The organism is Dietzia sp. UBA5065 (assembly GCA_002415925.1).
Classification (GTDB): domain Bacteria; phylum Actinomycetota; class Actinomycetes; order Mycobacteriales; family Mycobacteriaceae; genus Dietzia.
In genome coordinates this window covers 17,234-28,415 of sequence record DIAZ01000109.1, presented here as the reverse complement: position 1 = coordinate 28,415, position 11,182 = coordinate 17,234, and the positions used below count along the sequence as shown (strand labels likewise).

Genomic DNA, 11,182 nt, shown 5'->3' with positions numbered 1-11,182 from the left:
GAAGTTCTTCAACTGGATCGGGACCATGTGGCGCGGGAAGATGACCTTCGAGACGCCGATGGTGTTCGCGCTCGGCTTCATCGTCACCTTCCTCTTCGGCGGCCTGACGGGCATCATGATGGCCTCGGCGCCGATCGACTTCCACATCTCGGACACGTACTTCATCGTGGCCCACTTCCACTACACGCTCTTCGGCACGATCGTGTTCGCCACGTTCGCCGGCGTGTACTTCTGGTTCCCCAAGATGACGGGCCGGATGCTCGACGAGAAGCTGGGGCACTGGCACTTCTGGCTGATGTTCATCGGCTTCCACACCACGTTCCTCGTCCAGCACTGGCTGGGTAACCAGGGCATGGCCCGCCGCTACGCGGACTACCTGCCCTCGGACAACTTCACGGTCCTCAACCAGATCTCCACCATCGGGTCGTTCATCCTCGGCATCGCGATGCTGCCGTTCATCTGGAACGTCATCAAGAGCTGGCGCTACGGCGAGATCGTCACGGTCGACGACCCGTGGGGCGCCGGCAACTCCCTCGAGTGGGCGACCTCGTGCCCGCCGCCGCGCCACAACTTCGTGACGCTGCCGCGGATCCGCTCCGAGCGCCCGGCGTTCGAGCTGCACTACCCGCACATGAGTGAGCGGATGCGGGCGGAGGCCCACGTGGGCGGCCGCGCCAAGGCCACGGACCCGGATTCCGCGAAGGACGTGGCCGAGCGCGGCCCGTCCCCGCAGAAGGCCTGACACCCCCGCCCGTTCTCACCCGCGGGCGCAGGCCCGGAGAACCCCGTCGGTAGGCTCGTCCACCGGCGGGGTTCCCGCGTGTCGGCCCCTCGGCGCGGCCGACCATCCCCACCCAGACCGTTCGTCAGGAGCACCCGTGAGCACCCCCGGCACCCCGGCCCTTCTCACCGTCACCGGTCCCGACAGGCCCGGTGTCACCGCGAGGGTGATGTCCGTCCTCGCCTCCCACCACGCCGATCTCGTGGACGTGGAGCAGGTGGTGGTCAACGGTCACCTCTCCCTGGGACTGATGGTCCGGGTGGGCGCGGACGTCGACGCTGTCACGGTGGTGCGGGAACTCACCGACCAGGTCGATGACCTGGGAATGCAGCTCGACGTCCAGTTCGACGACATCGCGCCCGCCGCCCCACCGTCCACCCACGCTGTGGTGATCCTCGGCAGCCCCGTCACGGCGTCCGCGTTCTCCGCGGTGTCGGGGTCGCTGGCCTCCATCGGGGCGAACATCGACGCGATCCGGGGCATCGCCGACTACCCGGTCACCGGCCTGGAGTTGCACGTGTCGACGGCCGGGCGCGATGCCGCCGACGACGCCCGGCTGCGCGAGACGCTCGCCCCGCTCTCGGACGCCCACGGTGTCGATATCTCGGTGGACCGGGCGGGCCTGGGGCGGCGCTCCAAGCGCCTCGTGGTGTTCGATGTCGACTCCACCCTCGTCCAGGGCGAGGTGATCGAGATGCTCGCCGCGCACGCGGGCAAGGAGGAGGAGGTCCGCGCCGTCACCGAGCGCGCGATGCGGGGCGAGTTGGACTTCGCGCAATCCCTGCACGAGCGGGTGGCGACCCTGGAGGGGCTGCCGGCGACCGTCCTCGACGAGGTCGCCGCGAGCATCGTCCTCACACCGGGCGCCCGGACCACCATCCGGACGCTGAAGCGGCTCGGGATCCGGTGCGGCGTGGTCTCCGGCGGGTTCATCCAGGTGATCTCCGGGCTCGTCGAGGACCTGGGGCTGGATTTCGCCCGCGCCAACACGCTGGAGGTGGTGGACGGCGTCCTCACCGGACGGGTGGTCGGCGATGTGGTGGATCGTCAGGCCAAGGCCGCGTTCCTGCGCGAGTTCGCCGACGACCTCGGCATCTCGCTGAGCCAGACGGTCGCGGTGGGGGACGGGGCCAACGACATCGACATGCTCACCACCGCCGGGCTGGGCATCGCGTTCTGCGCCAAGCCGGCCCTGCGGGAGGTCGCGGACGCCTCGCTGTCCAAGCCGTTCCTCGACACGGTCCTGTTCGTGCTCGGCATCACGCGGGACGAGATCGAGGCCGCCGACAGCGCCGCCGGCACCTACCGCCGCGTGCCGCTGGCGTGATCGCATCGGGGGCCGCGCTCGACTGGTGCCATGCCCGGCTCCGCGAGGGCTCGGCCGGCGCGGAGGATCCCGACGACCGCACCACGATCCGGTCGATGCCGATCGTCCTGCACCTGCCCAGGGCGGAGCCGCCTGGTCGCACCCCGCTGCTGGAGGCGGTGGCGGGCGCCGTGGCCGCGCTGTGCCTGGACGAGCGTGTGGCCCCGGGCGGTCCGTGGCACCCGGCCTACGCCGCGTGGTTGGACGCCCGGATGCGCAAGATCGCCCGGCGTGCCCGGGGCGCCCAGTGGCAGGCCGCGCTCGAGGTTCCCGGGGTGACGCGCGAGGTGGCGGGATGCGTCGCGAGGGCGTTCGTCCCGGGCCCGGTCGACGAGGTCGACCCCCGGCTGGGGCGGCTGCAGATCGGCGGCACGGACCTCGATCGCGACCGCCCCGGTCCGCCTCCCGCAGGCGTCCCGGTGATCTGGATCGACGGGGCCCTCGCGATGACCGTGGGCAAGGCCGCAGCGCAGGTCGGCCACGGCGTGATGCTGTCGGCGGCGAGCATGGACCGCGCCCGGCTCGACGCGTGGATCGCCGGCGGTCTGCCCGTGGCCGTGCGCGAGGCCGACCCGGGCCGGTGGGGTGAGCTCTCCGGGGCCGTGGCCGCGCGGGTCCCCGGGGTGGTCGGGGTGGTCGACGCCGGGTACACGGAGGTCGCCCCGGGATCGGTGACGGTGATCGCCGAGGACGGCGGCCGGGCGGCGTCAGGCGTCGCGGAGCCGCTCGAGGGCCCCGATCACCACGTCGCGGTCGGTGGTCTGCCAGAACGGCGGCAGTGAGGCCCGGAGATACCCGCCGTAGCGGGCGGTGACCAGTCGGGAGTCCAGCACGGCCACCACGCCACGGTCGTCGGTGCGTCGGAGGAGGCGGCCGACGCCCTGCGCCAGGAGGAGGGCGGCGTGGTTGCCGGCGACGGCGAGGAAGCCGTTGCCGCCGCGGGCCCCCACCGCCCGCTGTCTCGCCGAGAGCAGGGGGTCGTCGGGTCGGGGGAACGGGATGCGGTCGATCACCACCAGGGAGAGCGACCGCCCGGGGACATCGACGCCCTGCCAGAGGGAGAGCGTGCCGACGAGGGTGGTCTCCTCGTCCGCGGCGAACTGCGCGACGAGGTTGGCCGTCGAGTCCTCGCCCTGGCACAGCACGGGGGTGTCGAGGCGGTCCCGCAGCAGTTCCGCGGCCGCCTTGGCCCCGCGCATCGAGGAGAACAGCCCGAGGGTGCGCCCGCCCGCGGCCGTGACGAGGTCGACCAGCTCGTCACCCGCCTCCGGGGAGCCGCCGTCCCGCCCGGGCGCGGGAAGGTGCGCCGCCACGTAGAGGATGCCGTTGCGGCGGTAGTCGAAGGGCGAACCGGCGTCCAGCCCGGTCCATCGCAGGCTGCTCTCGTCGTCGTCGGATGGTGGTTCGAGCGCCACGGCGCTCGCCGGGTCGGGGCGGGCGGAGGAGGCCGGGGGCAGCCCCCAGGTGGCGGCGAGGCCGTCGAACCGCCCGCCCGTGGTGAGGGTGGCGGAGGTGAGGATGACGGTGGATTCGGCGAACAGCCGGGCGCGGAGGAGCCCCGCCACCGAGAGGGGGGCCACGCGGAGGATCCGCCCGCGGCGGTCCTCCTCGGTCATCCAGACGATCTCCAGACGGTCGGTGACGGCGCGCTCGAACGAGGAGAGCATCCGATCGGCGGCGTCGGCGACCTCGTCGAGCGCGGCGAGGGTCTTCTGCCGGTCGGACGCCCCCTGGGGGTCCCCCGCCGCCTCCCCGGGTTTGGGGCCCGGGACGGCGCTCCGGCAGTTCTCCGCGGTCTGGCGGACCGCCGCGAGCGCGAGGTCGGCGCCCTCGGGCAGGAGGTCCCACCGACCCTCGGGACACAGGTCCAGCAGCCCGGCCAGGCCCTCGCCGGCGGCCACCATGCGGTCGGCGGTCTGCTGGTCGACGAGTTTGGCCGCGCGCCGGGCGGCCTGGATCACGGCGGCGCCGGTGAGCTCCGCCGTCGTCACGCCCGTCACGCGGTCGGAGAGCTCGTGCGCCTCGTCGATCACCACCGCGTCGTGCTCGGGCAGGACGGACACGTCGGTCATCGCGTCGATCGCGAGCAGGGCGTGGTTGGTCACCACGATGTCGGCGCGTCCCGCCTCCTGGCGGGCGAGTTCGGCAAAGCACTCGGTGAACTCGGGGCACAGCTGGCCCAGGCACTCCCGGCTGGTCACCGACACCTGGCGCCAGGCGGCGTCGGACACGCCGCGGGGCAGGTCGTCCCTGTCACCGGTCTCGGTGTCCTGCGCCCAGTCGTGGAGCCTGGCGATCTCGCGACCCAGCCAGGAGTTCGGGCCGGTGTCCCGGGGCGAGGACCCGGCGGGGGCGCGCGCGGCGGTGGACTCGCCGCCGATCGGCAGGTCGAAGAGCTCCTCGGTCACCATCTCGTCGGGGTCGACCTGGTCCACCGGGCCGGAACCGACGCGGTGCAGGCACAGGTAGTTCCCGCGGCCCTTGAGGATCGCGTGGGAGGGGGTCACGCCGAGTTCGGGGCGGAGCGCGGCCGCCAGGCGGGGAAGGTCCCGGTCCACCAGCTGGTTCTGCAGGGCGATCGTGGCGGTGGAGACCACGACCGTGCCGCCGGTGGCGACGGCGTGCCGCAGCGCCGGCACGAGGTAGGCCAGCGACTTGCCGGTGCCGGTGCCCGCCTGGACCGCCAGGTGCTCGCCCGTGGCCAGCGCGTTGCCGACCGCCTCGGCCATCAGCATCTGGCCCTGCCGCTCGCTCCCGCCCAGGCTCTCGACCGCGGTGGCGAGCAGGTCGGAGACGGAGGGGAGCGAGTCGGTCACGCGGTAACCCTAGCGGCCCGGTCGGACGGCGCGGCGGACGATCAGACCGCGAGGGCGGTGAAGGGGGAAACCGGCAGGTTCCGGATGATCGCCCAGACCGCGACGACCACCCCGACTGCTACCGGCGACCACCGCCACGTCTCCCACCGCCGGATCCGTCTCCCGGTGATCGTCCGCGTCGACCACGCGACGTAGGTCCACACGACCAGCACGAGGGCGACCAGGCCCACGGCGTTGTACGCCGCCGCGGCGCGGAGGTCGCCGTGCAGGACCGAGTACAGCATCCGCGCGGAGCCGCACCCGGGGCACACGATCCCGAACAGCGCCTTGGTGGGGCAGGGCGGGCTCATCCCGCCCGGCGTGGTGGGGTCGGTCAACGCGACCAGGGCGCAGACCCCGGCGGCGCCGGCGAGCGTCGCCACCGGGCCGGCGAGGCGGGTCCACCGACCGGTCACCGCCGGGCCCGTCGTCGCGGGGGTCGTCGCGTGCACGGGTGTTCCTCAGGAACGGGGGAGGGGCTCAGTATCCCGAGGACGCGACGCCCATCACCACGGCGAAGATGGCGTAGGCCACCGCCACGACCACCCCGGCGATCGCGCCCCAGACGGCGAACTTCTTGGCGTCCTCGGCGGCCTTCTGCGCTTCCGGGTACCGACCCTGGGCCCACAGGGAGTTGACGCTGGTCGACTTGACGATCGACACGATGCCCAGCGGGAGGCAGCAGAGGAGGGTGGAGAGGATCGCCCAGACCAGGTTGTTGTCCGGCGCGGGCCCGGGGGCTCCGTAGGGCTGGCCACCGCCGAACTGCTGGCCGGCTCCGTAGGGCTGGCCACCGCCGAACTGCTGGCCCCCGCCGAACTGCTGCCCTGACCCGAACTGCTGGCCCGAGCCGTACGGCTGGCCGCCGCCGTAGGGCTGGTCGCCACCGTAGTGGGGCTCGCCGCCGAACTGGCCGCCCTGGCCCTGGTCGCCGGACTGGTCGTCTCCGGAATTCGGATAGCTCATCTGGTGCTCCCGTTCGCGAGGGGACCGGTCGATCTGGCCCGGCCGGTCCCGGCCGACCCCGCCGGCCACAGTGGACGGCGCGCTGCCGAGTGGTTGAAAACTTATCCCACCTCAGGAGGTGGGGGACCGGTTCGAGTCGATCCCGCGTCAGCGTCCGGACGTCGGCGGCGGGACGACGCGGACCGGGACCGCGGGGTCGCCCTCGCTCAGTGCGAGCCCCTCCCAGGGCAGGGTCACCATCGCGGCCGCGTGCAGCTCCCGCGACTCGGCCAGCGACGGCAGGCCCGGCACCGGGTCGCCGTCGCGCACGAGGGGGACCATCAGGTCCCGCTGCCGCAGACCGGGCTCGTCGGGCGCCGCGCCGCCCCACGGCAGGAGCACCTCCTCGACCGCGGTCCCCGAGGGCCGGTGCAGTCGGATCGCCCGCTTGGCGCCCGGCAGGGATTCCTTGTGGGCGGAGCGCTTGGCCACGGGGATGCCGTCCACCTCGACCAGCTTGTAGACCATCCCGGCCGTGGGGGCCCCGGACCCGGTGACCAGGCGGGTTCCCACCCCGTAGACGTCGACGGGCTCGGCGCGCAGGGCCGCGATCGCGTACTCGTCGAGGTCGCCGGAGACGACGATCCTGGTGGCGTGGGCACCCAGCGAATCGAGCTGGGTGCGGACCTGCTGGGCCAGTACGCCCAGGTCGCCGGAGTCGATGCGGACCCCGCCGAGCTCCGGTCCGGCCACCTCGATCGCGGTGGCCACCCCGCGGGTGATGTCGTAGGTGTCCACCAGGAGGGTGGTGTCCACCCCGAGGGTGGCGACCTGCGAGCGGAACGCGGCCGCCTCGTCGGGTCCGCCCGGTCCGGTGTGCAGGAGGGTGAACGCGTGCGCGGACGTGCCCGCGGAGGGGACGCCGTGCCGCCGGGTGGCCTCGACGTTGGAGGTCGAGGCGAAGCCGGTGAGGTACGCGGCGCGGGCCGCGGCCACCGCCGCCTCCTCGTGGGTGCGGCGTGACCCCATCTCGATGATGGGACGACCGCCGGCGGCGGACGTCATCCGCGCGGCGGCGGAGGCGATGGCGCTGTCGTGGTTGAGCACGGACAGCACCAGCGTCTCGAGCACCACGCACTCGGCGAACCCGCCGCGGATGCTCAGCACCGGCGACCCGGGGAAGAACAACTCGCCCTCCGGGTACCCGTCGATCCGGCCGGAGAAGCGGAACCCCCGGAGCCACTCGGTGGTCCGCTCGTCCAGCGAGTCGGCCACGACCTCGATCTCCTCGTCGCCGAAGCGGAAATCCGCCAGCCGCTCGAGGAGCCGGCCGGTGCCGGCGACGACGCCGTACCGGCGGCCGGCGGGCAGGCGTCGGGTGAACACCTCGAAGACGCAGGGACGGTCGGCGGTTCCGTCGGCCAGCGCGGCGCGGATCATCGTGAGCTCGTACTTGTCGGTGAGCAGCGCGGTGGACGGGCGGCCCGCCGGGCGAGGGGAGTGCGGGGGCGGCGTCGAGGTCACCTGCACGACTCTACGGCGTGGCCGACCCGCCGGATATCCGTATCCTTGGCCCTATGTACACCGTGACCACGCCTCTCGCGGCCGACCGGGACGTCGTCCCCGTGATGGCGATGCCGTCGGCGGCGCCCGTGGAGTCCACGGAGGCGGAGCTGGACGGTGGGGTGGACAACCCCTGGCTCACCGTGGTCTGGGACGACCCGGTCAATCTCATGAGCTACGTGACGTTCGTCTTCCAGCGGGTGTTCGGCTACAGCCGCGAGAAGGCGCACGATCTCATGCTCAAGGTCCACAACGACGGTCGGGCGGTGGTGTCCTCCGGCAGCCGGGAGAAGGTGGAGAACGACGTCCGCAAGCTGCAGGAGGCCGGGCTGTGGGCCACGATGCAGCGGGAGGCGTGACGCGGTGAAGGCGTGGCAGCGCAAGGGCTCGCTCGGCGGCCCCCGCATCAAGGCGGTGATGGAGGCGCACGAGGTGCAGATCCTCCACGCCCTGGTCTCCAACATCGTGGACATGCTGGAGCAGCGACGCGACTCCGCGCCCAGGGATGACCTGGCCGAGCTCACCGGGATGCGCAGCGGCCACTCGGCCCTGCCCGACCAGGCGCCGCTCGCCCGGTTGCTGCCGGATTTCCACCGGCCCGAGCCCGGCAAGGACCACGACCCGGACGCCCTCGCGGTGACCCGCGCCCACAATTCGGGGATGCGCATGATCCACGAGCCGGAGATCATCGACGCCAAGCTCTCCACCGCCGTCGTCGTCCTGCGGTCCCTGCCGGCGCGCGGCGGGACGGTGTCCCTCACCCCCGAGCAGGCCCAGGCGTGGATGGGGTGCCTCAATGACGTCCGGTTGGGACTCGGGGCGCTGCTCCTCGACGCCGGGTCCGTGGACGGCGTCCCGGCCACCGACATCCCCGAATTCGTTCCGGAGGACGACCCGCGGTCGGCGCATCTCGACGTCTACCACTGGCTGACCTTCATGCAGGATTCCCTGTGCACCGCCCTGATGGGGCAGTGAGGACAGCGCCAGTGAGGAGAGAATCGTGAACCCAGACCCGCGGGCCTACGGGGCCGGGGCCGCCAGAGCGGCCGGGCCCACGCCGAAGGATCCCCGCCGCTGGCCGGCCCTGATCCTGCTCTTCTCCTTTGTCGCCCTGATGTGGGTGGTCGAGGCGGCGGACCAGGTCATCCAGGCTGCGGTGGGGTCACCGGGCCTGGACGACGACGGGGTCCGCCCGCTCACGACGGACGGGCTCCTCGGGATCCTCTTCCAGCCGTTCCTCCACGGCGGATGGGGTCACCTGATCGGCAACTCGATCGCCCTGTTGATCCTGGGTTCCATCATCGCGCTCTCGGGCCTGGCCCCGCTCATCCGGGTCACGCTCGTCTCGTGGGTGGCCTCGGGCGTGGTGTCGTGGCTGCTCGGCGGCGTCGGCACCGTTCACATCGGGGCCTCCGGGATCGTGTTCGGCTACATCTTCTACGTGATCGTCAGGGGCCTGTTCACCCGCAGCTTCCTCCACCTGATCATCGGTGTGCTGATCGGCTTCTACTACGGGCTCGGGGCGCTCGCCGGGCTGTCCCCCCTGCAGGACGGCGTCTCCTGGCAGGGGCACCTCGGTGGTGCGATCGGAGGCGTGGTGGCGGCGTACGGCCACAAGCGTGACAGGAAGCCCCGGGCCGTCACCGCCGGGCAGGTGCGGTGGACCGCCGGACCGCCGAGGTGACGGCGCCCGATCCGCAGGCCCCGATCGGGGTGTTCGACTCGGGCGCGGGTGGCCTCACCGTGGCCCGCGCGATCATGGACCAGCTCCCGGACGAGTCACTGGTGTACGTCGGCGACACGGCCAACGGTCCGTACGGTCCGCTGCCCCTGGCGGAGGTCCGGCGCCACGCGCTGGCGGTGGCGGATTCCCTGGTGGGCCGGGGGGTCAAGGCGCTGGTGATCGCCTGCAACACGGCGTCGGCGGCGATGCTGCGCGACGCCCGCGAGCGCTACCCCGTCCCGGTGATCGAGGTGATCCAGCCGGCGGCGCGGCGCGCGGTGGCCACCACCCGCTCGGGCCGGATCGGGGTGATCGCCACCCGCGCGACAGTGGCGTCCCGGGCCTACGACGACGCGGTGGCCGCCGCCTACGGGGTGGACCTGACCTCGGTGGCGTGCCCCAAGTTCGTGGAGTTCGTCGAGCGCGGGATCACCAGCGGGCGCCAGGTGTTGGGACTGGCGGAGGCCTACCTGGCCCCGATCCGGGACGCCGACGTGGACACCCTCGTCCTGGGCTGCACCCACTATCCGCTGCTGTCCGGGGTGGTGCAGCTGGCCGTCGGCGACCACGTGACGCTGGTGTCCAGCGCGGAGGAGACGGCCAAGGACGTGCTGCGCGTCCTCACGACGGAGGACCTGCTGCGCCCCCACGACCCGTCCGTGCCGGCCACCCGCGAGTTCCTCGTCACCGGCGACCCCGACAGCTTCCGGCGGGTGGCGTCGAGGTTCCTCGGTCCGGGACTGGTCGCGGTCGGCCGCGTGGACGGCTCGTGACGCTCCGGTCGCGCCGTACCGCGGTCCGCCGACAGGGGCACCGTCCGGACGGTGCCGGTGCCGCCGTGGCACGATGGTCCCCATGTTTCTGACTGTCCTCGGGTGCTCGGGAAGTATCGGCGGACCCACCTCGCCGGCGTCCGGGTACCTCGTGGAGGTCGACGGGGTGGCCCCGGTCGTGATCGACATGGGGCCCGGGGTGCTCGGGGCGCTGCAGCGCTTCGTCTCGCCGGAGGACGCCACGGTCCTGCTGTCCCACCTGCACGCCGACCACTGCCTCGACGTCCCGGGGCTGCTGGTGCTGCGGCGCTACGGGCCGGAGGCCGAACGGGCGCGGCGGGTCCCGCTCATCGGGCCGTCCGGCACCGCGTACCGGATCGGGGTGGCCTCCGCGGAGGAGCCCGGGGCGGTGGACGACCTGTCGGACACCTTCGACGTCGGGTCGTGGGACGTCACTCCCGAGGTGGAGATGAGGGGCCACGACGGCGAGGTGGGCCTCCACGTGCGGGCCGGTCGGGTGGATCACCCGCCGGAGTCCTACGGGATGCGCCTGACCTCGGTGTCCGGTCGCGTCCTGGTCTACAGCGGTGACACCGCCTACTGCGACGCGCTGGTCGACCTCGCGGCCGGCGCGGACGTCCTGCTCTGCGAGGCGTCGTGGACGCACGAGGAGGGCCGGCCGCCGGGGATCCACATGTCGGGGGCCGAGGCCGGTCGCACCGCCCGGCGGGCCGGGGTCGGGCGGCTGGTGTTGACCCACATCCCGCCGTGGACCGACCGCGAGCGTGTCCGCGCGGAGGCCGCCGTCGAGTTCAGCGGCGAGGTCCTGCTGGCCGAGCCGGATCTGCGGATCGACGTGTAGCACCGGGTCCCCGGGCGTGGTGACCAGCTAGGATCGGCGGTCGTGACCTCATCTTCTGACGGCAGAGTAGACGGACGCGCCGACGGCGACCTCCGTGACGTGACCATCACGCGGGGCTTCACCTCGCACCCGGCGGGGTCGGTCCTCGTCACCTTCGGGCAGACCCGGGTCATGTGCACGGCCAGCGTCACCGAGGGCGTGCCCCGGTGGCGCAGGGGCTCGGGGCTGGGCTGGTTGACGGCCGAGTACGCGATGCTCCCGGCGGCGACCCACGAGCGCTCGGGCCGCGAGTCGGTGCGCGGCAAGGTGGGCGG

At 73.0% G+C, this 11,182-nt stretch carries 12 protein-coding genes and 1 pseudogene; 9 read left to right on the top strand and 4 right to left on the bottom strand.

Going from position 1 to position 11,182, the window contains the following annotated elements:
- The 3 genes from B4M60_RS08430 to B4M60_RS08420 form a co-directional block, all read left to right on the top strand.
- Positions 1-742: cytochrome c oxidase subunit I (locus tag B4M60_RS08430; protein ID WP_291082191.1), on the top strand; the 742-nt coding region annotated here is incomplete at its 5' end.
- Between the two features lie 136 nt (positions 743-878).
- A complete protein-coding gene (serB, locus tag B4M60_RS08425) occupies positions 879-2,108 on the top strand; it encodes a phosphoserine phosphatase SerB (protein ID WP_291082188.1) in 1,230 nt (409 codons plus the stop codon).
- On the top strand, positions 2,105-2,929 hold the full coding sequence (locus tag B4M60_RS08420; RefSeq protein WP_291082185.1) for an aminoacyl-tRNA hydrolase: 825 nt from the start codon (positions 2,105-2,107) through the stop codon (positions 2,927-2,929). The genes serB and B4M60_RS08420 overlap by 4 nt, the downstream gene beginning before the upstream one ends.
- Here B4M60_RS08420 and B4M60_RS08415 read toward each other — a convergent pair.
- The 4 genes from B4M60_RS08415 to B4M60_RS08400 form a co-directional block, all read right to left on the bottom strand.
- Positions 2,855-4,963 carry an ATP-dependent DNA helicase gene (locus tag B4M60_RS08415; RefSeq protein WP_291082183.1) on the bottom strand — a complete coding sequence of 703 codons (2,109 nt, stop codon included), beginning with the start codon at positions 4,961-4,963 and terminating at the stop codon, positions 2,855-2,857. The genes B4M60_RS08420 and B4M60_RS08415 overlap by 75 nt on opposite strands.
- Before the next feature lie 41 nt (positions 4,964-5,004).
- A complete protein-coding gene (locus B4M60_RS08410; RefSeq protein WP_291082181.1) occupies positions 5,005-5,454 on the bottom strand; it encodes a DUF2752 domain-containing protein in 450 nt (149 codons plus the stop codon).
- A 28-nt stretch (positions 5,455-5,482) separates the two neighbouring features.
- Positions 5,483-5,968 carry a CD225/dispanin family protein gene (locus tag B4M60_RS08405; RefSeq protein ID WP_291082179.1) on the bottom strand — a complete coding sequence of 162 codons (486 nt, stop codon included), beginning with the start codon at positions 5,966-5,968 and terminating at the stop codon, positions 5,483-5,485.
- A 147-nt stretch (positions 5,969-6,115) separates the two neighbouring features.
- Positions 6,116-7,471 (bottom strand): nicotinate phosphoribosyltransferase, encoded by a 1,356-nt coding sequence (locus B4M60_RS08400; protein WP_291082176.1) that lies wholly within the window; start codon positions 7,469-7,471, stop codon positions 6,116-6,118.
- Positions 7,472-7,524: 53 nt separating this feature from the next.
- Between B4M60_RS08400 and clpS the strand changes: the two genes are divergently transcribed.
- The 6 genes and pseudogenes from clpS to rph form a co-directional block, all read left to right on the top strand.
- Positions 7,525-7,869, top strand: coding sequence for an ATP-dependent Clp protease adapter ClpS (gene clpS / locus B4M60_RS08395; RefSeq protein WP_414646769.1), 345 nt, complete (start codon positions 7,525-7,527; stop codon positions 7,867-7,869).
- Positions 7,870-7,873: 4 nt separating this feature from the next.
- Positions 7,874-8,485, top strand: coding sequence for a DUF2017 domain-containing protein (locus B4M60_RS08390; RefSeq protein WP_291082174.1), 612 nt, complete (start codon positions 7,874-7,876; stop codon positions 8,483-8,485).
- 25 nt (positions 8,486-8,510) lie between these two features.
- Positions 8,511-9,194: a rhomboid family intramembrane serine protease gene (locus B4M60_RS08385; protein ID WP_291082171.1), complete on the top strand. Its 684-nt coding sequence runs from the start codon at positions 8,511-8,513 to the stop codon at positions 9,192-9,194.
- Positions 9,191-10,006, top strand: a complete 816-nt coding sequence (gene murI / locus B4M60_RS08380; protein ID WP_414646770.1) for a glutamate racemase — start codon at positions 9,191-9,193, stop codon at positions 10,004-10,006. Before B4M60_RS08385 ends, murI begins: the two co-directional genes overlap by 4 nt.
- A gap of 82 nt (positions 10,007-10,088) precedes the next feature.
- Positions 10,089-10,868 (top strand): MBL fold metallo-hydrolase, encoded by a 780-nt coding sequence (locus tag B4M60_RS08375; protein ID WP_291082165.1) that lies wholly within the window; start codon positions 10,089-10,091, stop codon positions 10,866-10,868.
- Between the two features lie 42 nt (positions 10,869-10,910).
- Positions 10,911-11,182, top strand: a pseudogene (gene rph, locus B4M60_RS08370) (ribonuclease PH); the annotation flags it as partial.